Here is a 22,876-nt window from a genome sequence, read left to right on the forward strand (position 1 = left end):
CTCTTTCCTTTTTAAGCATAATAGAGGCCGGCCACGATTAACAAGTCTCGTTTATACTGACCGGCCTCTTCGTTAGCTACATATTACTGTGCCCAAGCAGGATCCCCCTGTGCTTTAGCCATTTTAGCCCTGCGCTCGTCAATATTCTCCAATATCTGTTTAGGGGTCATGGCATTCATATACATGCCCTCTATATCCTTGCCAATTTCCATCCATTGTTCATTGGTGTATTTTACAGCGCTTTGCAATACCGTTATATATTTTTCTTTAGGTATTTTATCCATCAGTTCTAATTCTTGAGGCAGCCAATGCTGTTCTATATCCACCGTTACATCCAGGTTTGTCATGCCCGGCGTATTATCCAATTTATACTGAAGATTTTCTTTATTTGTTATATAATTGAAATATTCTTTGATTTCATCAACGTATTTACTATTTTTATAAGCGAACCTTGCGGGCCCGTTGGGATTAAACGGAAACGTCTGATTATCAACAAAAGGTATCAAAAATAAACCAAACTCATCCTTGCAATCCGGATAATCATCCTTGATTTGCTTTATATCGCCCGGATTTGCCGTTAACATCGCTGCTTTCCTGGTAGCCATGCGCTCCTGAGCATCTTCCCCCGTGTTAGCCATATAATCATCGCCATAATAACCCAAATCAGCAAATTCCTTCATTTGTGACAAAGCCAGCTCCATCTCCGGTACATCAGCATATTTAATCTTGTTATTGTTGAGTTCATCATATAAACCAGGATGCAATTCCTCATAGCGTCCACCGATCTGTGCAAACGGCAAGACATGATGCCATCCGGCAGCCACATATTCATAAATAGGTGTAATGCCTTTGTCCAATATAATACCGCAGTCTTTTTTAAATTCCTCATAAGTTGTAGGCGGATTGGTTATACCCAATTCTTCAAAAAGCGTTTTGTTATATACAAAGACGTATTCTGGCGAATTAGGCCACAGCATCAATCCATATACCTTGTCGTTATAGGAGACGGCGGGAAGCCTTGCCAAATTCATAACCCTTACCCACTCTTCATCAGAAAAATCGATGCAATTTTTCTCCGGATCTATTTCTGTCTTGATGGCAAATGGATTGGTCTGTATCCAGAAAATATCCGGTGCTTCTCCCGCATTTAGCTTGGTCTTCAGCAAATCATGATATTGATCCGCCGGTGTAACCTGCCAATCGATAGTAATGCCAGTTTCTTCTGTAAATTTTTTGCTTATAGCTTCATCGGCATCGCTCGTCCATCCCTGAGAAACCATTTGAGAAAGAGTAACATCCTTTTTTGTTCCTCCTGTGCCTTCACCCTGACCAGAGGATTCATTTTCTCCAGTCGATGTATCGGTTCCTCCACAGCCGCTTAGCAAGCCAATAACCAAGAGAACTACCATAACCAAAGGAAACCATCGTTTCATAAATACAACCTCCAATATGAATTACTAAATTAATTTGATTATAACGGCCGGCACAGGAGATTGCTATACACAAACAAGACACGTTTTTGGACTTTTTGTGACTCCATCACTGTTCTTCATGGCGATAATTTAATGGATTTACCCCTGTGATGTTCTTGAAAATCCTGCTAAAGTAACATTGGTCCGAATAACCGACAGCCTCGCCTATCTGTTTGACGGAAAGATTTTTATAGTTTTTAAGCAAATATTTTGCCCTATTAATGCGCAAATCCATAAGGTATTTTGATGGGCTCTCACCAAAATAATGCGAGAACAGTTTGCTTAAATAGCTCGGACTGTAGTTGAGGCTATCGGCAATAACATTAAAGTTAATGTCCGTTGCAAAATTTTCCTTTATATATTCTTGAAGCAATTTGGCAACCTCTTCCGGCGATTTTTGGCCTACCGGTATGTTAAAGCTTCTCTTCAAAGCATCAGCTTCGGATTCCAGTTCAATCCTAATTTTAGCCAAAACCGACAACATCTTTTCCATATCAAATGGTTTGAGCAAATAGTCCTCCACTTCAAACTCTATGGCCCTTTTAGCATAATCGAATTCTGCATAACCGCTAATTATAACCTTTTTTACATAAGGGTATCGAAGATATACGCTCTCTATCAACTCTAGGCCATCCATAACGGGCATGCGTATGTCGGTGAACAGCACATCTGGACTTTCACTTTCAATCAAAGATAAGGCCTGCCTGCCGGTTACAGCTTTGCCAACAACCTTAAACCCCATGCCCGATTGTTCAATTTTTTTAATAATGTTGTTAAGTATAATCTCTTCGTCTTCCGCTACTACTACCGTATATTCCATAACTTAAACCTCCTTAAGCGGTAAAGGCCCTCCTATGGTTACCTCGGCTCCGCCGTCCGGCCTGTTCCTGATTTCAAAGACCATATTTTCTTTATAAGTCAACTTCAAACGGTTAAATGTATTAAGCAAGCCAACACCGCCGGAATTTGAATTGTTTTCAAAATTATTCTGCCATGCCAGCTTTTTCTCGCATTCAAAACTTTCGATTACATCGTCTTCAAAGCCTGGTCCATTGTCGCTCACAGTAATTTGCCAATGATCATCGACAACACCGCCATATACGCCGATATTCCATGGCGGCTCAACGTTTGTACCATGTTTTAGTGCATTTTCCACTAATGGCTGCACAAGCAGCTTCGGTATCTCCGCCCTTGTTATTTCATCGTCCACATCAATAAAATAATGCAAGTTGCTTCCATACCTGAGCTGCATACATTCTAAGTACCTTTGGACATATTCGATTTCCATTTCAATCGGCACCATCGATAATTGACCTGATGAAACATACCTGAGCATAAACGAAACATCATCGCACATCGTTATTATCGATTCATCCATATGCTCCTCTGCCATTATGCCTATAGTGGCCAAAGAATTATACAAAAAGTGCGAATTCATCTGCGACTGCAGAGCAAGCATTTTGGCTTGTAGCTCTTCTTGTTTTGCCATCAAAAGCTCGTCCAGCGATTGTTTAAGCTTATTGTTCATGTTTTGAAACGCCGAATTCAGTTCTTCCAACTCATCGACCGAGCTGTTTAACTCGAAATCATTATTAAATGCTAGATTGCTCAACTCGGTTTTTTGCACTGCTTCATGTATGCGCCTTATCGGATTCGTTAGGCGCCCTGCCGTAAAAAACGATAAGAATAACGATGATACTAACATTATAATCGTTATAATAACCGTCAAAGCTGTGAACTCTTTCACAGGAGCAAGCACTTGTTTAGCTCGCTGCACTACTAATACGGACCAGCCCGTATAATCAGATCGATTATAGGCCACCACTTCATTCTCCTTCATGTTAGGATTATACACTGTGAAAGAACCCGACAAACCGTTTTGGCCGGAGATATTTATCTTATCGAAATAAAAAGCATAGTCTTCCTTATCGATATTGCGGTAAGGAAACATCAATTGCCCGTCTCCATTAAATATAAAAGCGCGCATATTATCAGCGCCGCTATTTAGGACATTGCTTACCTCTCCAAAGACAACGTCACAATCTTGAGCGGTTTCTATAATGGCCACTTTTTGGCCGTATTTATCAAAACACATCCTATATAACGAAATGAAATACCTTTTTTGTTTTAAATTCGTGTCGATAATAAAAAAGCTATTGTTATAAGGAAGCGATATATACTTCAATCCCCCATAGCCCAGCACCGAATTAAACCATGACTTATCATTTAATACTACTTTTACGCTTTGATTCAAAAAGCCGGCTCCCACCATTTGGCCGTCCAGGCCATACATATTGATTTGTTCCACGCTCCTAAGCGGCCCCATCATAGAGATAAGAAGGTCCATAAGGGATTTGGATTTTTCGTATTTGGAGCCATCATCTTCATTTAGGTAATTGATAAAATCCCCTTTTATTAGATTCGAATAGGCTATGTTAAGGGAAACAGTATCCATTTTTCTTATTTCCTGATCCACTTGCGCAGAAATGGAATATGCCAGTTTTTGAAAAGAATCCGATGCTCTTTGCGTAAGTATATTAGAAGTGTAGATATAGAAAAAGAATACGAAAATTAAGATAACCGAGATGATTATCAGAGAAAAATATATAAAAAGGGACTTTTGGATAGTGCGCTTTTTCCTCATCAATATACCTCTCCTTAAAGCATTATCCATCCAGGCAATTATATACCACTTTTTCCTTCAAATCTATAAAGCAAACTTCCATATCGTTTCAACTCAATAATAGATGATGTTATAAAACGTTTTCGTATAAAATTATATATCTTCATCGAGGCGTTGTCAAACAGAATGGACAAAAAGCCGATACAGCAATTAAAGCGCATCGGCCCCTTATGAACGCATAGCCCAATAGCGCCGCATTTGGACGGTTTTTTGACATAGTCGCAGCTGCCAAAGCTAAATGACCTCCTGCTGAAAATCTTAAAACCGCGATCTTGTCTTCGTATATGTGCCACTCCTCCGCTCTGGACCTAATAAGCTCTATGGCCTGCTCATAATCGTTCAATGGATTGGGCCATACCGCATTCTCCTTTATGGAATAACGCAACACGAAAGCATGGTAGCCTGCCCGCAAGTATTCGAAAGCCACTATTTCAGCCTATCGGTCGGAACAGAATTGGTAACCCCCGCCGGGAATTACGATTACCGCCGGTCGTTTATTTATGTAAGTGAATTCGCCGTCTACAGGTTGAATATAAGTCGTGAGCGTAACATTGCGCTCTTTGTTTAGAACTATTGTTTCCGATAACATATTAAACATCCTTCTTTATATAAATCACAAATCTATCGCCAAAATGCAAGCGGAGTATCAAACATGACTATTCTTCTTTCGGGAAGCTGCGGAAATTCAGAATATTGCCATCCGGGTCTTTGAACTGAAATGAGCGCGCTCCCCACGAATGGGTAGTCGGCTGGTTGAGCATCTCCACATTCTGCGCCAACAGCCGCTCATACTCGGCGTCCACATCGTCAACATTAAATCCGACTATCACATTATTTGCTCCACCGCCCTCGACATAGCGAAATACCGATTGCTCTTGCAAATCGGGCGCACGGTCGAAAGTAAATGTCAATCCTGCCAGATACAGCCACGAATGGACTGCATCGCCCTCGGCTTTCACACCGAATACAGCCTCATAGAAGGCTCTAAGCTTTATTACATCGTTCGTGATGTAACAGACATCTATAAACTTCATTATTAGGCACCTCCAAGGTCTATATAAAGCTGTCTACCGAAACCGATACGGTTTCCTCGTTCAAGCTCTCGCCTGTTATCGTAAGGCTAATCATATCGTCGCCATTTGCTAGCACGACTGCTTGCGCCTTTCCATAATAAGTGGTAAACCTGCCTGCGTCATAGTGTTCTTCCGTCCTGGAATTTGCGCTGCCAAAACCCAACAAAGTGCCCCCATCCACCTGCACCGTAAGCAGCCTATCATCATTGCATTCGATAATACCGTTATCTCCAACCAATGCTATATCAAAGTACACTATGTCGCCGTAGCGAACAGCAGTCTCTTCAGGTGCAACGCGTAAGCGAAGCGTACCAGAGGATGAGGCAAGCTGTGCCTTACCCGTCTCATTACCAGCCGTATCGTAGGCAACTGCCATAAGCATTCCAGGCTCATATTTTATTTCGTAAACAGCCTTGCAGTCTCGCACTTTTTTCTTCCCAATGCTCCTGCCGTTTAGAAATAGTTCCACACTAGCTTGATTTGAGTAAACCTCCACAACGGCAGGATTACCATCGCAATTCTTCCATGACCAACTTTCGATGGCGTTTGTCCCGCGCCACATTGCTTTTATCAGGCTCTTCCTCGGACGATTAACTGGCTGTACCCCTATATATGGTTTGTCACGCAGACCCCATACTGTGGCTGCATAAGCCGCTTCGGCTCCAGGATTGCCAAGTATATCGATAGCGCCGGCATCTGCCAACAGCCAAGGATAAGGCTTGCTGAAAGTTTTCGCATCGGGCGTATATGCCCATGCACCGATCCCAACTTCTCCAATATAATCCCAAGCTGTCCACATGAAATCTCCTACAAGATATGGATACTTTTTTACCATAATCCAGTTTCTAGCAATATCTTGTGGGAACGTCTCGCTGCCGAATATAATACGATCGGGATGTTTCTGCCCCTCGATCGGATACCTGCCGGAAGCATAATTATAACCTGCTATATCCAAAGCATCCAAGCAAGGAGTGGTAACTTTGTCCACCGAAGAGCGTTTGGTAAAGCTATTCATCAATCTGCCCATTCTGGAAACCATCATATTGAACATCGTGCTATTGAATTTTGAAGCAGAAGACGCTTGTTTATCTGCTGGATTCTCGCCCTCTTCATTAAATACAGACTTTTTCTTTGAGGCCATGTAGAGTATCATCAAATTTATACCGGCTGTAACAGGACGGCTTTTGTCCAAGCTATGGAAGATCTTCACAAGCTTCCTTTCGAGCTCCAGCCCTTTTCCCTCCGCAGGCTCCCCGACCTCGTTTCCGATGGAATACATTATTATGCTGGGATGGTTGTAATCTCTTGAAACGACGGCCTGAATATCATCTTTATAACAGCTTTCAAAGTCCGAGGCATAATCGTATTTCGTCTTATGCTGATACCACATATCCCACATTTCATCTATCACATACATGCCATATTTATCGCAGGCATCCAGCATTGCCGGCGAAGGCGGATTATGCGCCGAACGGATAGCGTTGTATCCATTTTCTTTTAGTATTCTGACGCGCCGTTCTTCCGACTTAGGCCATGAGCAGGCTCCCAGAATGCCATTATCGTGATGTATGCAGCCGCCACGCAACAATGTCTCATTGCCGTTTATAAAAAGGCCCTTATTGCTCCACTCTATCGTCCTTATACCAAATGTTTCTGTCCATTCGTCAACCGCAGTTCCATTTTTCATCAATATTACATGGCAATTATAGAGATTGGGCGCCTCATCACTCCACAATTTAGCATTAGGCAGCTCTATATCCACACAATCCCCGCTGCCTTGCATAAGGCATTTATCGCCGTCTAGTATTTCAAATTGCACCTCTCCGCCATGGTGAGCTACATCAATATGAATTTTCGGAGGTTTATATGAAATGGTGGTTATGCGCACGCCCTCGGGTTCGATGTATGCATTATCTGAGATATAAAGCCATACTGGTCTGTAAATGCCTGCCCCGGAATACCATCGGCTATTGGGCACTTTTGAATTATCCGCCTCAACTCGGATGCTATTATCCTCGCCATACCGCAAAAATTTGTCCATATCGATGAAAAATGGTATGTAACCATACGGCCTGCCCCCAGCTTCCACGCCATTGACCGTTACTTTTGCATTCCTATATACTCCTTCAAATTGAAGAACTACATGTTTGTCAGCCAATTCTCCTGGCACATGAAAGACCTTTTCATAAATGTATTTGCCACCGGGAAAATAGGCTATGCCTGATCCGCCTATGCTCTTTGGATCGCGCTGCTCATGTATCATAGCATCATGTGGCAATATGACGGGATTTAATTCTTCGCCTTCTTTTGCGAACTTCCAATCTTTGCTAAAATCAATGCGCCGCATACCAAAACCTCCTAAAAAATTTACGTTTGTCGCCTGTTCTACATGTATTATAACAAAAATAACTGCGCTGTGTTATAACATATTAGAATGGGAGAAGGAAACTAAACGATAGGTCATCGTACCTTATGTTCAGTTCCCTTCATGGGATAGACGCTCTTGGGAAGCCAGGAGCGGGACTTATCCCAGCAAATAATATAATCCTCAAACCCACGCTTCTAAAAGCATAAACCCAAGAACAGGCACCGCATTAGATGTCACGAGTACCAATATATCAGCATTCTAAAAAGCTGGAAATAACATTTGTAAAAATTTTTAATTCTATATCAATAGCGCACATACTGTTTGCCGGCACAATGACATCCAGGCTCTCTAAAGCTTCCCTGCTAAGCTGCGATGCTTTGTGCAACTGCTCGAGCTGTTCTGCGTTTATATATTTCGGGCTGCCCATATCGATCCAGCATTGCTTTGGATTGCAATGGTCATTATCTATTCTTTGAATCGAGATGCTTTTCGGCTTTATCCCATTTGAAATCTCGATGTGAACAGCCTCGTCTTTGATTTCAGAGCCGGCCACATTAAAATTATATGCGATGACCCTGATTCCATTCGGTATGCTGAACGCTGCCGCCTCCACCGTTGCATCGGGTTCACTTGAAACTACGCTATAGCGTTTATCTCCTGTTTCGTGGAAGAGCTGAAAGCATCTATAAGCAGGCTTAGCAACGCCGTAATAATTCATAAGCCCGAAACCGCCGTGGGATACGCCGTCTAATTGGCCGCTTTCCTCAAAAATATCAGTGAACGTCCAAAAAGAATAGATATCCACTAACCCGTCGTTGTCAGCCAGTATTTTTGAAATCATGGCGGCCGCGTAGCTCTCGTCATGCTGCGCATCGTTTGTCATGGCAGATGTATTCCATTCCGTATAAAACAAGGGATATTGGCCTGCTTCGGCACGCGCTTTAGTTGTCATTTTCTTTATTATATCGCGATCGTATCTCCCTTTCTGAAGCTCTAAAATGATTTCCTGCATATTGTCCATGGTAGCTAGGTCCGTGCTGCCCCGCTTCCAAAGCGGGTCGTCGGTAGGATAATGATGCGTGGATATGAAATCAAGCGGCACAGAGTTTCCTTCACAGAATTCTATCATATCCCTTATCCATGAATTGACTGAAGTCGCTGGGCCTCCTACTTTGAGCTGGCCGTCATACGACTTTATAGTGCGCGCAGTGTTCGCGTAAAGCTCGAAATACTGTTCTTTTGTACCTGCCCAGAATCCGCAAAGATTCGGCTCATTCCAAACCTCGAAATACCACTGGCGTATTTCCTCCAAGCCGTAACGCTCTCCCAAATGCTCGACAAACGCATAAATAAGGTCATTCCATCTGTTATAATCTGCCGGGGGCGTTATGTTGCCTTTGTAGTGGAAAACCGTTTCCTTGCCGGAGGCCAAGCATTCAGGCATAAACCCTATCTCTATGAAAGGCTTCATCCCGATGCTGAGCAAATAATCATAGATATTATCGATGTTTACGAAGTTATACACTATCGCCTCCTTTGGCGGCAAAGCATCATAATACGCCCGTTTCAAGCATACGCTCATATCATCGTCCAAAAGGCCATGAAATCTCACATATTTAAAGCCCAGTTCCTCATGAGCTCTTTTCAGCTGCGTTCTGTAATCCTCCCGCAGTGCGGTATATGCATGGCAGCTGCCGACGCATTCCTCCCAATAATGCTTGAGCGGCGTAGTTTCATCCATAATAACTGAAAAATTAATCATAAACCGTACTCCTTTATTGCGCTTTATTCGGGATTTGATTGAGTTGCCTATCTATCTCCTCGATCTTTTCCGCTGGCAGATTAGCAAAGCTTAATGCGGTCCGAAGCGTTACATTGGAAAATATGGATGGTATATCCCCACTATCGCCAAGCAGCGGATCTTTTTTTACCATGTCTCCTATTATCGGCCCTAATACTTCCTGGGCCCGCGGCTGCTTCATTAAATAGCTCATCCTGCAGTCAACGGATAAAAACTCATCGTCGTCCGCATATATTTTCTTGCGGCACCTTGGCCTAGTCATGTTGCCGTCCGTTGAGAAGTCACCGAAAATGTCCTTTAGCCATTCTATGCTGTCATCCACCCAATGAGGCACCCTATTGCAAAAAGAACTGCCAGGAGCCTGAACGGCAGATTTGCACGTGGAAAAGCCATGGGGCCCGTATCCGTAAATATGACTTTCAAAGGCAATGCCGGCTTTATCAAGCGCTTCCATAAATTTAATGGAGTTTGCAATCGGCACGACTTCATCGGTACGCGTGGCAAAGATGAAGCACGGGCATGTATCCTTATCCACTTTATCCCACGTCGGCGGTGCCGTCGGCGAGCAGCCGTGGACATCGTCCGTTATGACCGCATAGCCCAACAGCGCCGCATTGGGTCTATTTTTAGACATGGTCGCCGCTGCTGAAGCTAAATGACCTCCTGCTGAAAATCCTAAAACCGCGATCTTGTCTTCGTATATGTGCCACTCCTCCGCTCTGGACCTAATAAGCTCCATGGCCTGCTCATAATCGTTCAATGGATTGGGCCATACCGCATTCTCCTTTATGGAATAACGCAACACGAAAGCATGGTAGCCTGCCCGCAAGTATTCGAAAGCCACTATTTCAGCCTCTCTGTCTGAGCAGAATTGCTAGCCTCCACCGGGAATTACGATTATCGCCGGCCTTTTGTTTATGTAAGTGAATTCGCCGCCTACAGGCTGGATATAAGTCGTGAGCGTGACATTGCGCTCCTTGTTCAGCACTATTGTTTCCGATAACATATTAAACATCCCCCTTTAAAATCATAAGCCTATCGCTTGTCTTATCTGTATTATAGCAGAAATAATCACAAAGCGTCACAATTTATTAGGTATAAATACGATTTTTTATTTAAAAACCATATTTATTTATATCGCCAAGGCATCTAAGGCTTCTCTTCGGATACCTGCTTTGCGTTGTCCTGTCCACCGCAACAAGGCCAAACTTTTGTTCATACCCCATTTCCCATTCAAAATTATCCAGAAGCGACCAATGCATGTAGCCTATAACCTCTATGCCTTCTTCTATGCACTGATATAATCCCTTTAAAGCATGCTCGATAAAATCTACCCTGTCGGCGTCATTATCCGTCGATACGCCATTTTCGGTTACCATAATGGGTTTTTGCCAATGCTTCGATACAAGCCTCACAACTCCGGCTAACGCTTCAGGATAATATTTATATCCCATCAAAATTTAAAAAGGAGATAGGATACAGCATAAATGATTACATTAAAAATGCCAAAATCGAATATGCTAAAATGCTGCTCTCATCCTCAACGCAAAGTGTACAGAATATCAGCGATTCTTTAAATTTTTGTTCCAGAAGCTATTTTGCGGATGTCTTTCAAAAAATCGTAGGTACATCACCAAATGAATATAGGGTAATGAACTTTAAAGTATAAGCCTAAAGATGCCTGCAATCCGCTGTACTAGTGGGATTGCAGGCTTTGATAAATTAGGCAGATTATCTTTTTATTTCAAAGGCATAACATCCTGAGCCTATTTCAAAAGCATAATACTCCTCGTTGTTATCATGGCGTATATCGAGCGCATCGGCATCGACAGCCCGGCCATTCATGGCCACTGTGCCACCTTCTATATCCAGCTTGGGCAGCATCACGCACGCTGCCGTATTGACCGGTATCTCTACCTCGAGCTTAAATGAGCTATCATAGCGTTGCCATCTAGAGCTTATAGCACCGTATATGCTCTTTACTGTAGCCGAGGCATAGTTTAGGCCTTCCGGTACAACTGGTTTTATGGTTATCTTCTTAAAGCCGGAACTATCGGGCAGTATGCCTGCCAGCGCTTTGTAGAACCACGCATCCACTGTGCCGAACATTATGTGGTTGTGCGAGTTCATGCCCTTGTTGGTCAGCTTCTCCCAACGCTCCCATATGGTAGTGCCTCCTTCTCTTATCATGTAGCCAAAGCTCGGGTAATCCTGCTGCGTCATCATCTTGTACGCAACGTCTTTGTAGCCGTATTCGTCCAGTGTGTCCAGTATATATTTTGTGCCTATTATGCCTGTGTCAAAGTGGTAATCGGCATCTACTACTATGAGCTTTATGAGCTTGTTTATTACGTCTTGTTCTGTGCCTTCAGGGGCTAGATTGTATTGAAGCCCTAATACGTTGCATGTCTGGCTGGTCGATGAGTAGTTGTTGCTCTCGTTGGCAAAGAATGTCCCGCCTTTTTCATTGAAGAATTTTTTGTTGAAGGCGCTTTTTATCTCGGCTGCCAGCCTGGCATAGTTATCGGCGTCTTCGTTTTCGCCAAGTAGTTTTGCTATTTCGGATAATACCAGGGCATCGTGATAGTAGTAGAAGGCTGAGGTTATCTCCCATGGCATATTCTTTGGCGGCACGCTGCCAGGAGCACACCATTCACCGTAGTGGTAATAGTTTACTAAGCCGATCTCGTCGGTATGGGCTGTCAGGAAATCTACCCAGCGCTTCATGTTATCGTAGTGTTCTTCGAACACCGTTGTATCGCCATAGAATTTGTACAGCTCCCATGCTATGGATATATAGGCTGTGCCCCATGCCGGGTCGGCTGGATAGATCGGCCAGTATGCGGGTACTACGTCGGATAGGCTGCCGTCTTCTTTCTGACAGTCTTTTATGTCATTGAGGTATTTCTTCCAAAATGCCGCCATGTCAAAGTTGTATCCGGCTTCTTCTGCCACAAGCTGAGCATCGCCCATCCACCCCATGCGTTCGTCGCGCTGCGGGCAGTCGGTGGGTATGCTCATTATGTTGCTCAGTTGGCCGTAGATGATGTTTTTGTGTATGTTGTTGATAAGCTGGTTAGAACACTCAAAGCTGCCTTTTGGTTCTACTGCCGTGTGTATGAAACGCCCTTCTAATGTATCCAGCGATGGTGTGCCGGGGTATCCTGTCATCTCTACAAATCTGAAGCCATGGTATGTAAAGCGCGGTTCGTATTCTTCTATTCCTTCGCCTTTTAGTATATAGGTATCGGTGGCTTCTGCATTTCGGTTAACGTTTGTGTTGAGCGTGCCGTCATCGTAAAGTAGTTCGGAGAACTTGAGCTTTACCTGGGTACCGGCAGGCCCTTCTGCTTTTAGCCTGACCCAGCCTGTGAAGTTTTGGCCAAAGTCGTATATATACACGCCTGGTTTAGGGTTGGTCAGTTTTACCGCTGGGAATGTCTTTGTGATTTTTATGGGCGGCATGGCCTGGGATATCAGTTTGCCTCCGGGGGCTGCTACTTTTTCTGCGCCAGCCCAGTCCGCATCGTTTAGGCCGGGCATATCCCATCCTTCTATTTCCATGCGCGCGTCGTATGTTTCGCCATAGTATATGCCGTTTTCGCGTATGGGTGAGGCATGGGTTTTCCATGTCTCATCGGTCGTTATTACGTCCATGCTCCCGTCTTGATAGTATATGTGCATCTGTGCTATGAGGCGCGGGAAGTCATAGCCGTAGTCTTTGACATAGCGGCCGTTGCCCAGTATTACACCTATAGCGTTTGCTCCGTCGTTAATGTATGGGGTTATGTCATATGTCGAGTAGAGGACGGTCTTTTTGTAGTCGGTTTGACCGGGTTCAAGTACCCTGTCGCCTACTTTTTGGCCGTTTATGCGCAGCTCATAGTAGCCTATGCCGGATATATATGCTCTGGCGCGTGCTATTTTGCCTTTGGGCTTGAATTCTTTTCTAAACAGACTGCCCATGTAAAGCACAAAGCCTTTGCCGGCATTCATGCCGTCGCCACCCGGCAACACGACTTGCTGGCGACTTTTGTCGCCTATCCACTTAGCCTGCCAATTGGCATCGCCCATAAGGCCGGTTTCAAAGGTTGCTATCTGGCTGTATGGGCTTATCTGCCTGTTTTTGTCCTGCCAGCACGCCTTCCAGAAGTATTGCGTGTATGGTTTAAGCGGCGCTCCGCCGTATACCACGCAGGTTGAGTTATCCGATGGAACAAGACCGCTATCCCAGATATTGCCTTCGTCGTTGTTTATGGCTTCGATGTTGTCGGCCACTATTAGGCGATATGCCGTTTGGGACTGATTGGGCTGGTCATGTTTTAGTCCCCATGAGAATATAGGCTTGGTATTGTCTATGCCCAGAAAGTCAGCCATATAATCGCATCTTAAGTCCATGGGCGCATATAGGTTGGTTGACATAATTATCTTTCACTCCTCTAATTAAACAAATTTATACTTTTTATGCTTTTAACGAGCCAGCCGTCATGCCGCCTACTATCTGTTTGTTAAAGAATATAAACAATATAAGCGGCGGTATAATGATCAACACGACATCCGCAAAAAGCAGATTCCAGGACGTTAAAAACTGCCCCATAAAATTATACAGCGTAAGTTGGACAGTTGCATTCTTTGCCCCCGGCAAGAAATACAGTGGATTGACAAAGTCATTAAATATTCCGACTGCAGACGTTACTGTTATAGTGGCCGTAACAGGTTGCAATAATGGAAATACTATATTAAAGAACAACTTAAGCCCGCTTGCACCGTCTATAATTGCACTTTCATCGATTTCCCTGGGTATAGTGGCCATAAATTGCCTGTATAGCATTGTGCAGAACGGGAAGTTCAACGCTGCTTCAATAAGTATTATACCAGGGAGCGTTTTAAACAAACGCAGGCCTTGAAGCACCCAAATGGTAGGCACTATAGCCGGCGGTATCATAAGGCCCGCCAGTACCATAAAGTCTATAAAAGATGATGCCCTGCTCGAACGCCGTTGCATAACGAATCCCGCCATGGAACATATCAATATAAGCAGGACAATTGATATAGCAGTTATAATGGTGCTATTATAAAAAGCCCTTATAACAATGCCATTCTGCGTTTCCAAAACCTTTTTATAATTTTCTATTATATGCAATTCCTTAGGCCAGCTTATGCTGAGCTCTGCCGATTCAGACTGTGTTTTAAAGGAATTTACAAGGACGAAATAAAAAGGAACTCCGAATATTACAATAGCCAACATAACGGCTACTATTTCCACAATAAGCCTAATGCTTTTTTTGCTCATATGTCCACCTCGCTTTTCATCAAGAATCTATATAGCGGTATGGCCAATAATGAAACCACTAAAAACAATATGACATTGCCTGCTGTAGCCAAACCATAGAAACCTGCTGCATACTGTTTGTATATTACCGAGGCAAGAAGATCTGTGGCAAAGCCAGGTCCGCCTTTTGTCATGGTCCATACCAAATCGAAGGTGCGTAAGCCTCCTATGAAAGAAAGGATTATTACAGAATTCATGGCCGGCCGACACAGAGGCAACGTTATGTGCCAGAGTGCATCCCATGAGCTGCCGCCATCTATTGTAAGGGCTTCGTAATATTGTTTTGGTATAGAAACTATTCCGGCTATATAGATGACCGTAGCCATACCCACGCCCTTCCATAAATCGACCAGTGCCACTGAGAAAAGGGCAAGTTCCCTATTGCCCAGCCAATCCGGCCCCTCTATACCGATCAATGCAAGCGCTTTATTTATAAGGCCTTGTGTGGGGTGCATCATAGTGCTAAAAGTAATACCTACGGCAACCGTGCTTATAAGCGTCGGGAAGAATACCATGGAACGAAGAAAATCCCTGGTCTTTACCTGCTGCGAACTCAGAAAAGAAGCCAGTAAAAAGCCAAACACCACCTTTGAGCCTGATGTCACCACTGCATATACGAGCGTATTCCTAAAACTTGTGCTGAGCGAAACATCGGAGAAAAAGTCTATATAATTCTCTATCCCTATAAATTCCCAATCGATCAACGTCCAGTGTGTCATGCTAAAAAAGAAAGACATGAGCACCGGCAAAAGAAAGAATATAAAATAAATAATACCTGCCGGCAAAAGGAACATATATGAATAAGTTCTTTTTTCGATCAACTAATATGCCTCCTTATTTAATCAGCTCTGCATGCTCATGCAGAGCTGATCCACATAATTTTGTTTATTACCAGCCGGGGAGATTAAGCTGTTTAGCCTGTTTTTCCAAATCCTTATCATACTCCTGTGCACCTTCAAGTGGCGTTTTGAATCCGGCGCCCACTTCTACGCAAATCTGCGGCGAATTCGGGCCTTTGACAGGCGTCAGGAATTCTAATGCAGGTGCTATTTTGCCAGTATCAACATAAGCTTGCTCATCTTTAACTGCTGGATATATGTCATCAGGCAATACAGCACCTTTTATAACGAGGGGGCCATCCGGTTTTTGTTTGGCCATGTAAGTATTAACGCCTTCTTGAGAAACGAAATATTCCAACCATTTTTTCGCAGCATCGATATTTTTGCTTTTATTGTATATAGATGCCGCTCCTGGCATCCACACTGTAGCACCGTTTATATCCGGGCTATCGCTGGGTTGTGCAAAAAAGCCTATATCGTTTATTTTATCGGGATAATTTATCGCTATAGCAGTTATGCCTTGACTCAACATTGGATAATGTGCCCCTTCTCCATCTGCAAGCATTTTTAACGCTTGATCATAGGTCGTGGATAAGAAATCTTTATTCATAAATCCTCTTTTATATGGCTCAGCTATCTTTTCGAAGCTTCTCAGCGCTGCCGGCGTTGTAGCAAACTTCGCCTTACCGGCTGTCAGTTGTTCAGCAAAATCCGGCACCTGTGCTTGTACATTATAATAATCACCAAGAAGTATAAGCTGTGCTGTCCAGCTATCTTTATACGATCCTATTACAGCAGTTTTGCCAGCTGCCTTGATTTTTTCACAATTATTCATAAGCTCTTCCCATGTCTTAGGCACCGAGAGGCCTAAATCAGCATATATCTTTTTATTATATAGCCAATTCCCCGTAGCCATATTAGGATTAGCCGGAGCAGCATATACTTTACCATTTACGCTAACGACTTTCTTAAACTGATCGTCTAAGCTTTCCATATAGGGCTCATTCGTAAGGTCTACAAAATTGCTTTCGGGATTTAATGTAAAGAATAATGCTCCAGAATTAAATAAATTTAAATCTGTCATCTCACCGCTGGCCAATCTTGTACGCACGATATTCTCACCTTCGTCGCCACCCGGCCGTAATTCAATCTCAGTAGCTATATTATACTTTTCTTCTATAGCCTCTATCACCGCATTTAAGCCATCTTTAGGACTCTGATTGTCTGTAAGCAGCGTTAATGTCACTTTCTCTGAGCTGGTTTGAGAATCATCGGTATCACTCGAAGATTGACCACTGCTATTCGATGAACCAGCGTTATTGCTCTCATCGGACGCGCTTTGGTCTCCGCCGCAGCCCATAAACAGGACCATCACCATAGCCGCGCAAAGCAAAACAGACATGATCTTTTTTAACCTATTGTTCATTATAACATCCTCCTCTGCAATATTTTTTGGATTTATATACATAATATCATCGCGGAAAGCAGGGGTACATAGATTAAACAAAACAGATAAATGTAAAATTCAACACAAGGCAACAAAAATATATGCTAATATTTTCCTTATCCTTTATCGAATTCTGTGTTTGACAGATATTTTGATGGCGGCACGCCGGTTATTGACCTGAATACATGGCTAAAATAAAATGGATCATTATACCCCACTAGTTCTGCTACGTCTTTTAAAAGCATATCGGGATGCTCTGAAATTATTTTTTTGGCTTCTTCTATTCTACTAAAGGTCATATATTCATTAAAAGACATATTCTTATATTTTCGGAATAGTCTGCTCAAATAGGTCTGCGATATGCCAAATCTCGCGCAAACCGACTTAAGCGAAAGCGGCTGTGAAAGGTTTTGTTTTAGGTAATTTTCTATAGAATAGAAAAATAAAGGGCTGTCAATTTTATTAACATTAGGTTTCGCCGGGCCCGTTATTCTATCCAACATATCCCACAAATTGGCTTTCAATTCATCATAATCAGTCGCATAGCATACAGCTTCGTTCAGCAAAAATTCTATATCGTAGTCAGTATTAACTGAACATTTATCGATACGATAGAATATCTGCCGAAGCATCGTTTCAACCCATAGCTGCGTACAGTGCTGCTCTCCCCATAAAGCGAGCAGCTTCTCGATTTCACGCTTAAGTTCGTCATACATGCCGTTAGCTAAAAGAAAGTCTATCCTTTTTACTATTGTTTCATCCAGAACAGCATTACTATTTGAGATATTCGGACGCGCTCCAATATCACGAATAATCTGAGAAAAGCCTAAAATAACATTGCAATCCAATGTCCTATAAAGCGCTGAAACCACATCTTTACAATCTTGAAGTTCAAAAGGCTCCGAAGCAAAAACCAGAGTATAATAGCCTGCTTCCAGTTTTGCCGCTATATCGGATATGGCTGTTTCAAAACCACCGCTGTCCATAACATAAGGACTAGAGAAGAACAACGTCTCAAATTCGTCCCTTCCCTGAAGCGCCCATATATTATCGCCGGTCGAAATATTCGGAAAGGCGATAATATCATATAAGCCTACAGGACGTTCCGCAGGAAAACGCGAAGGCAGGCCGTTGACCCGGAGAATAGCCGCACAATAAGTTTTAAATGGCAAATACTTATTTAAACGCCACGCTTCTATGGCAGCACCAGAAAAAGCTTGTTTGAATAAAAGCAATCTCCTTTCGTAATAGTCTTCTTCTAACCGCCGGTGTATTGAATTGAGCAGGGTCTTTAACTGCGCGATGTTCACCGGCTTCAATAAATAGTCCACTACTCCCGATTTTATGGCACCTCTGGCGTACTCAAAATCCTGATACCCACTGATTATTATCGAATATATAAAAGGCAATTCGTCTTTTAAATGCGATGTCAGCTCAATACCATTCATCCCAGGCATCTTGATATCAGTTATTACGACATCGGGTTTTAACGCTCTGGCCTTTTCCAATCCATCAATACCGTTTTCGACGGTATCTACTATCTCAAATCCCTCGCATTTACATTCTATTATAGACCTTAAATAGCGCATAGCTGAAGGTTCATCTTCAACCAGAATAATCTTCATCATATAAACCACCTTCCTCACTATCTTTCATAGTCCCTCCGATCGTTACTTTAGCACCACCGGTTTCAATATTTTCTACCTTGAATTCAAACTCACCGTTATAGAATAACGCCATTCTGGCATAGGTATTGACCAAACCCAATCCGCCTATCTCATAGCCGCTGCTGTATCGAGCATTTAAAATAGCCTCTTTTACCATTTTAAAGCTTTCATTTAATTTAGCCAGAACATCCTGGCTAAACCCCTCGCCATTGTCGGCAATTTCGATATACCACCAACCCCGTGATTCATAGCTCCTTATACAGATATGCATAACCTTCTGCACATTTTCAAATCCATGATTTATAGAATTCTCTACAATGGGCTGTAGCACTAATTTAGGCATGGGCTGGCTTAATATGTCGCTGTCGATATTAACTTCAAATTCCAGTCGGTGCTCGAATCGCTTTTTCATAAGAACCAGATAATTTTTCACATGCTCGAGTTCATCACCGACAGTCGCCAAATGCTGCAATGTTGAAGTAGAGTAGCGAAGCATAGCCGCAATGCTGTCGCATATCTCACATATTTCTTCATCGCCGTCCTCTAGCCCTTTGTTTGACAGGACATTGAGAATGTTATATATAAAATGAGGATTTATCTGCGCTTGGAGCGAATCAAAATTCGCCTGCATTTGAAAAAGCCTGGATTTAATTTCATTATCTATGGCCTCATTAAGCCTTTCGCGTAAATGTTCAAAAGAATCATTGAGTGCTTTTATCTCATCATTGGAGCTCTCGACGGTTATAGTCTTGGATAGGTTCTCCAATTCGGTCTTTTCCATTTCATATTTCAGATGGCGTATCGGCTTTGCCAATTGCTTTGAAAAAAGATAAATATATACAAATGAAAGAGCGACTATAATTATTCCTATTATCACGGTCATATTGCCTGCCAGCACGATAGGACCTAGAATGGCGGATTTGTCCTGTGCCAATATGATTTTTACGCCCGTATACTCCGAAGATGCCCTAGCTATCACTTCTTCCGCATTGGTCACAGGGTTCTTTATGATGCGCCGAATATTACCATCAGAAAGAGCCAACTGAGAATAATATTTTAGCAGAGAAACAGTGGCAACATTATTATTATAGAATATCTCTCCGGAATCCGTAACAGCCACGACATTTATATTGCTGCTTCGCGGTACGCTGAATATGTTCTCTAACTTATCGTATGAATCTTGAACCTCTATATAACCCATTTTGCCTTTTGGACCCTCTATGCATCTTACCAGTGAAAAGACCTTCATTTTGTCGTTCGAAGCCCAAGGGTCTATATAAGGTGTTAGCAATACCATGCGCCCTCCAGCGCTGTCAGCTTTATCGAGCCAGCCGATACTATCAATCAGTTCCTGTATATTCCCCAGTGGGCTATCGTCCATAAAGTCGCTAGATAAAAAGTACCCCTTCCTATTAAAAACATTTACCTTATAAAAGTTTTTACTTATCGAATATCCTACTAAGACGCTCCTTATATTGCGATATCCCTCATTGACATAGATAAGATTCTCCGGATTTCTATCATCGAGATTAGATAGACTTGCCATCGAAGACATAAAAGTTTCATCCGAGATAAGGTACGATGCCAAAAAATCCATTGGTTTGATTATCCCATCGAGTTGCTGTGACATTTTATCAGCCAACGCATCGATGTTGAAGTAAGCTTTGTCCTCCAATATATCGGCATTGTATTGATAGAAAACCACACCAATGATAACGACGATAGCTATAATCAGCAAAGAATAAGTAACTAATAATCTTGTTTGAAAACTCATATCTTGTTCCTCCGCCAACGGTTAAAAGATAGTGGTTAGTCTGTACACGATTATTCTAGTTTATTTTCATCATTTTGTCCACATCGTCTCAATAGTCGGTCGTATGTTTTAAAGAGGTGTTGAAAAGGCTGCAGAACACGTTTAAAATAGAGATAAAATAGAAAGGATGTACAGCGATATGAGCACACATGAGCGCATAAGATGGCTGACTTTAACGGCAGTATTGCTTGCTATAACACTAGCAGTGCAAATGATAGGGCTACCGCAGCCAATAACAGGCCCGGCTGTAAACGCCATGCTTATACTATCCGCAGCTTTCGCGGGACCGATAAGCGGTATAATCATAGGGCTTTTAACCCCGCTAATAGCTTTCATGAGAGGTATATTGGCAGCGCCTCTGGCACCTATGATACCTTTCATAATGATCGGAAATGGTACACTGGTGCTTTTATTCTGGCTTGGATGCCGGCTTATAAAGAATCTAATGGGATCTGTAGCCGGCATAGTCACCGGTTCTGTAATAAAGTTCTTAATACTTTCCGCAGCAGTAAATCTTATAGTATCGGTGCCCGAACCGGTAGCACAGGCTATGCAACTACCTCAGCTATTCAACGCTTTGATAGGCGGGGTCATAGCTCTGATAGTTGAAAGAGCTATAAAAGCCGCATTGAACAGCAGAAACTAGTATCATTCTAGCACTACCTGCGCTATGGCATAGTCTCCATCGTGCGACATGGACACCCACACTCTTTCGGCACCGCATTCTTGCATTCTCAATAAGGCTGCATTATAGGCCAGTAAGGACGGCTTGCCTATATCATTCAATATAACTTCGACATCTGTCCAACTCACGCCATAACGCAGGCCAGTACCCAGCGCCTTAAAGAAAGCCTCCTTAGCTGCAAAACGGGCGGCATACCTTTCAAATGGGCTTTTAGCCATATTGCAATATTCCTGCTCCTTATGCGTAAATATCCTATCGAGAAACGGTTGGCCGCTCCTCGATATGGCATCCTCCATGCGGCTTACGCTGACTATATCTATACCTATACCTTTTATCATCATATTTGCCTCCTTTATTACATAGGCGTACGCTGACGCTCCAAATTGGCAAACTTGGTGAATTGCCCCAGCCACACCAGCTCCACTATGCCCGTAGGGCCGTTGCGCTGTTTGGCTATTATGACTTCGGCAATATTCTTTTTATCGGTATCAGGATTGTAATATTCGTCCCTGTACAAGAACGCCACCACGTCTGCATCCTGCTCCATCGCTCCGGATTCTCTCAAATCGCTCAGTATGGGGCGGTGGTCGGTGCGGGCCTCCGGCGCACGCGAAAGCTGCGATAGCGCTATTACAGGGACATTGAGCTCACGCGCAAGGGCTTTGAGCGATCGCGATATCTCGGATATTTCCTGCTGACGGTTCTCAGCATTTTGCCTGCCCTGCATAAGCTGCAGATAATCAATTATTATAAGGCCTAATCCTTTCTCCATCTTAAGCCGGCGGGCCTTGGAACGTAGCTCCAGCGCTGATATGGCCGGCGTATCATCTATATACAGCGGCGCTTCAGATAACGGTGCCAACGCAGCAGCCAGACGCGGCCAATCCTCTTCATCGAGGTTACCGGTACGCAGCTTATGGCTATCCACATTGGCTTCGGCGCATAACAAGCGATTAACCAACTGTTCTTTGGACATTTCTAGACTGAATATTGCCGTCGGCACTTTGGCCTTGACAGAAGCATATTGAGCGATATTCAGCGCAAAGGCTGTTTTACCCATGCTGGGCCGGGCGGCTATAAGTATGAGATCAGAAGGCTGGAATCCCGCCGTCTTGTAATCCAAATCCACAAACCCCGTCGGTATACCGGTTATATGCCCTTTATTTTTATAGAGCTCCTCTATGTGATCGAATGCCTCTATAAGCGCCTGGCTTATGGGTACAAATCCACCGTGGTGGCGCTTCTGAGATATGTCGAATATACCTTTTTCGGCCTGGTCGATTATATCCTCTACAGGTTTGGCCGCCTCGTAGCTATCCTTGGTTATAAGGCTGCACGTTTGTATCAGGCGCCTTAATATGGCCTTTTCTTCCACTATACGTATATAATAATCTACATTAGCCGTAGTGGGTACCGATGCAGAAAGCGCCGTAACATAGCTTAAGCCGCCCACGGCTTCCAGCGTGTTGCGCTTGCGCAGTTGCTCGGTTACCGTTACCAGGTCCACCGGCTGCCCTGCCTCATACAGCGATACCATAGCGTCGTACAGCTCTTTATTGGCTTCGCTATAGAAATCATCTTTATGCAGTACCTCAGTAGCCGCAGCCACCGCTTCTTTATCCAGCAGCATAGCCCCTAGCACCGATTGCTCGGCTTCTATATTATGAGGTGGTATACGATCGATAGCAGGTTCCAT

Annotated in this window: 21 protein-coding genes; 2 read left to right on the forward strand and 19 right to left on the reverse strand. The window is 43.4% G+C overall.

Translation table 11 applies throughout. The features are described from left to right. Positions 1-83 precede the first annotated feature (83 nt). The 11 genes from MAHAU_RS12930 to MAHAU_RS12970 all read right to left on the reverse strand — a co-directional run bounded on the left by MAHAU_RS12930 (position 84) and on the right by MAHAU_RS12970 (position 10,851). Positions 84-1,433 carry an ABC transporter substrate-binding protein gene (locus tag MAHAU_RS12930; protein WP_013782169.1) on the reverse strand — a complete coding sequence of 450 codons (1,350 nt, stop codon included), beginning with the start codon at positions 1,431-1,433 and terminating at the stop codon, positions 84-86. Positions 1,434-1,539: 106 nt separating this feature from the next. Next, positions 1,540-2,292, reverse strand: a complete 753-nt coding sequence (locus MAHAU_RS12935; RefSeq protein ID WP_013782170.1) for a response regulator transcription factor — start codon at positions 2,290-2,292, stop codon at positions 1,540-1,542. A gap of 3 nt (positions 2,293-2,295) precedes the next feature. After that, a complete protein-coding gene (locus MAHAU_RS12940) occupies positions 2,296-3,927 on the reverse strand; it encodes a sensor histidine kinase (protein ID WP_171804986.1) in 1,632 nt (543 codons plus the stop codon). A 331-nt stretch (positions 3,928-4,258) separates the two neighbouring features. Then, a complete protein-coding gene (locus MAHAU_RS15190) occupies positions 4,259-4,582 on the reverse strand; it encodes an alpha/beta hydrolase fold domain-containing protein (RefSeq protein ID WP_049783368.1) in 324 nt (107 codons plus the stop codon). A gap of 9 nt (positions 4,583-4,591) precedes the next feature. Continuing rightward, positions 4,592-4,744 carry a hypothetical protein gene (locus tag MAHAU_RS15790; protein ID WP_171804987.1) on the reverse strand — a complete coding sequence of 51 codons (153 nt, stop codon included), beginning with the start codon at positions 4,742-4,744 and terminating at the stop codon, positions 4,592-4,594. A gap of 67 nt (positions 4,745-4,811) precedes the next feature. Further along, positions 4,812-5,189 (reverse strand): VOC family protein, encoded by a 378-nt coding sequence (locus MAHAU_RS12950; protein ID WP_013782172.1) that lies wholly within the window; start codon positions 5,187-5,189, stop codon positions 4,812-4,814. Positions 5,190-5,208: 19 nt separating this feature from the next. Continuing rightward, complete coding sequence (locus MAHAU_RS12955; RefSeq protein WP_013782173.1) at positions 5,209-7,575, reverse strand: glycoside hydrolase family 2 TIM barrel-domain containing protein; 2,367 nt, start codon at positions 7,573-7,575, stop codon at positions 5,209-5,211. A 271-nt stretch (positions 7,576-7,846) separates the two neighbouring features. Beyond that, entirely contained in the window at positions 7,847-9,358 is a 1,512-nt protein-coding gene (locus MAHAU_RS12960; RefSeq protein ID WP_013782174.1) for a GH39 family glycosyl hydrolase, read from the reverse strand. A gap of 13 nt (positions 9,359-9,371) precedes the next feature. Then, the gene (locus MAHAU_RS15195; protein ID WP_049783369.1) at positions 9,372-10,241 is read right to left on the reverse strand and encodes an alpha/beta hydrolase; all 870 of its coding nucleotides are present in this window, start codon (positions 10,239-10,241) and stop codon (positions 9,372-9,374) included. 30 nt (positions 10,242-10,271) lie between these two features. Further along, entirely contained in the window at positions 10,272-10,403 is a 132-nt protein-coding gene (locus MAHAU_RS16060; RefSeq protein ID WP_281004386.1) for a hypothetical protein, read from the reverse strand. A gap of 109 nt (positions 10,404-10,512) precedes the next feature. Further along, on the reverse strand, positions 10,513-10,851 hold the full coding sequence (locus MAHAU_RS12970) for a family 1 glycosylhydrolase (RefSeq protein ID WP_083809919.1): 339 nt from the start codon (positions 10,849-10,851) through the stop codon (positions 10,513-10,515). Between MAHAU_RS12970 and MAHAU_RS16185 the strand changes: the two genes are divergently transcribed. Beyond that, entirely contained in the window at positions 10,845-11,066 is a 222-nt protein-coding gene (locus tag MAHAU_RS16185) for a helix-turn-helix domain-containing protein (protein ID WP_425357410.1), read from the forward strand. The genes MAHAU_RS12970 and MAHAU_RS16185 overlap by 7 nt on opposite strands. Before the next feature lie 62 nt (positions 11,067-11,128). Here the strand turns inward: MAHAU_RS16185 and MAHAU_RS12975 are convergent, their stop codons facing one another. From MAHAU_RS12975 to MAHAU_RS13000, 6 genes are all read right to left on the reverse strand, one after another. Next, positions 11,129-13,819, reverse strand: coding sequence for an alpha-L-rhamnosidase (locus MAHAU_RS12975; RefSeq protein ID WP_013782175.1), 2,691 nt, complete (start codon positions 13,817-13,819; stop codon positions 11,129-11,131). Between the two features lie 40 nt (positions 13,820-13,859). After that, on the reverse strand, positions 13,860-14,690 hold the full coding sequence (locus tag MAHAU_RS12980; protein WP_013782176.1) for a carbohydrate ABC transporter permease: 831 nt from the start codon (positions 14,688-14,690) through the stop codon (positions 13,860-13,862). Next, complete coding sequence (locus MAHAU_RS12985) at positions 14,687-15,523, reverse strand: carbohydrate ABC transporter permease (protein ID WP_041644704.1); 837 nt, start codon at positions 15,521-15,523, stop codon at positions 14,687-14,689. Before MAHAU_RS12985 ends, MAHAU_RS12980 begins: the two co-directional genes overlap by 4 nt. Before the next feature lie 94 nt (positions 15,524-15,617). Next, positions 15,618-16,994, reverse strand: coding sequence for an ABC transporter substrate-binding protein (locus tag MAHAU_RS12990; protein ID WP_013782178.1), 1,377 nt, complete (start codon positions 16,992-16,994; stop codon positions 15,618-15,620). Between the two features lie 137 nt (positions 16,995-17,131). Continuing rightward, positions 17,132-18,643, reverse strand: a complete 1,512-nt coding sequence (locus MAHAU_RS12995; RefSeq protein WP_013782179.1) for a response regulator transcription factor — start codon at positions 18,641-18,643, stop codon at positions 17,132-17,134. Further along, on the reverse strand, positions 18,621-20,456 hold the full coding sequence (locus MAHAU_RS13000) for a sensor histidine kinase (RefSeq protein WP_013782180.1): 1,836 nt from the start codon (positions 20,454-20,456) through the stop codon (positions 18,621-18,623). The genes MAHAU_RS12995 and MAHAU_RS13000 overlap by 23 nt, the downstream gene beginning before the upstream one ends. A 178-nt stretch (positions 20,457-20,634) precedes the next feature. Between MAHAU_RS13000 and MAHAU_RS13005 the strand changes: the two genes are divergently transcribed. Beyond that, positions 20,635-21,141, forward strand: coding sequence for an ECF transporter S component (locus tag MAHAU_RS13005; RefSeq protein ID WP_013782181.1), 507 nt, complete (start codon positions 20,635-20,637; stop codon positions 21,139-21,141). 2 nt (positions 21,142-21,143) lie between these two features. Here the strand turns inward: MAHAU_RS13005 and acpS are convergent, their stop codons facing one another. After that, complete coding sequence (gene acpS / locus MAHAU_RS13010) at positions 21,144-21,521, reverse strand: holo-ACP synthase (RefSeq protein ID WP_013782182.1); 378 nt, start codon at positions 21,519-21,521, stop codon at positions 21,144-21,146. 14 nt (positions 21,522-21,535) lie between these two features. Beyond that, positions 21,536-22,876 carry a replicative DNA helicase gene (gene dnaB / locus MAHAU_RS13015; RefSeq protein ID WP_013782183.1) on the reverse strand — a complete coding sequence of 447 codons (1,341 nt, stop codon included), beginning with the start codon at positions 22,874-22,876 and terminating at the stop codon, positions 21,536-21,538.

The sequence above is a fragment of the Mahella australiensis 50-1 BON genome (assembly GCF_000213255.1).
GTDB classification, from domain to species: domain Bacteria; phylum Bacillota; class Clostridia; order Mahellales; family Mahellaceae; genus Mahella; species Mahella australiensis.

What these genes read in the sequence shown, in the direction of transcription:
- MAHAU_RS12955 (WP_013782173.1), bottom strand. Translation starts at nt 7,575, where the DNA reads ATGCGGCGCATTGATTTTAGCAAAGATTGGAAGTTCGCAAAAGAAGGC.
- MAHAU_RS13000 (WP_013782180.1), bottom strand. Translation starts at nt 20,456, where the DNA reads ATGAGTTTTCAAACAAGATTATTAGTTACTTATTCTTTGCTGATTATA.
- MAHAU_RS12990 (WP_013782178.1), bottom strand. Translation starts at nt 16,994, where the DNA reads ATGAACAATAGGTTAAAAAAGATCATGTCTGTTTTGCTTTGCGCGGCT.
- MAHAU_RS12985 (WP_041644704.1), bottom strand. Translation starts at nt 15,523, where the DNA reads ATGTTCCTTTTGCCGGCAGGTATTATTTATTTTATATTCTTTCTTTTG.
- MAHAU_RS16060 (WP_281004386.1), bottom strand. Translation starts at nt 10,403, where the DNA reads ATGTTATCGGAAACAATAGTGCTGAACAAGGAGCGCAATGTCACGCTC.
- acpS (WP_013782182.1), bottom strand. Translation starts at nt 21,521, where the DNA reads ATGATGATAAAAGGTATAGGTATAGATATAGTCAGCGTAAGCCGCATG.
- MAHAU_RS12960 (WP_013782174.1), bottom strand. Translation starts at nt 9,358, where the DNA reads ATGATTAATTTTTCAGTTATTATGGATGAAACTACGCCGCTCAAGCAT.
- MAHAU_RS15790 (WP_171804987.1), bottom strand. Translation starts at nt 4,744, where the DNA reads ATGTTATCGGAAACAATAGTTCTAAACAAAGAGCGCAATGTTACGCTC.
- MAHAU_RS13005 (WP_013782181.1), top strand. Translation starts at nt 20,635, where the DNA reads ATGAGCACACATGAGCGCATAAGATGGCTGACTTTAACGGCAGTATTG.
- dnaB (WP_013782183.1), bottom strand. Translation starts at nt 22,876, where the DNA reads ATGGAACCTGCTATCGATCGTATACCACCTCATAATATAGAAGCCGAG.
- MAHAU_RS12995 (WP_013782179.1), bottom strand. Translation starts at nt 18,643, where the DNA reads ATGATGAAGATTATTCTGGTTGAAGATGAACCTTCAGCTATGCGCTAT.
- MAHAU_RS12970 (WP_083809919.1), bottom strand. Translation starts at nt 10,851, where the DNA reads ATGGGATATAAATATTATCCTGAAGCGTTAGCCGGAGTTGTGAGGCTT.
- MAHAU_RS12940 (WP_171804986.1), bottom strand. Translation starts at nt 3,927, where the DNA reads ATGGATACTGTTTCCCTTAACATAGCCTATTCGAATCTAATAAAAGGG.
- MAHAU_RS12935 (WP_013782170.1), bottom strand. Translation starts at nt 2,292, where the DNA reads ATGGAATATACGGTAGTAGTAGCGGAAGACGAAGAGATTATACTTAAC.
- MAHAU_RS12975 (WP_013782175.1), bottom strand. Translation starts at nt 13,819, where the DNA reads ATGTCAACCAACCTATATGCGCCCATGGACTTAAGATGCGATTATATG.
- MAHAU_RS12980 (WP_013782176.1), bottom strand. Translation starts at nt 14,690, where the DNA reads ATGAGCAAAAAAAGCATTAGGCTTATTGTGGAAATAGTAGCCGTTATG.
- MAHAU_RS12930 (WP_013782169.1), bottom strand. Translation starts at nt 1,433, where the DNA reads ATGAAACGATGGTTTCCTTTGGTTATGGTAGTTCTCTTGGTTATTGGC.
- MAHAU_RS12950 (WP_013782172.1), bottom strand. Translation starts at nt 5,189, where the DNA reads ATGAAGTTTATAGATGTCTGTTACATCACGAACGATGTAATAAAGCTT.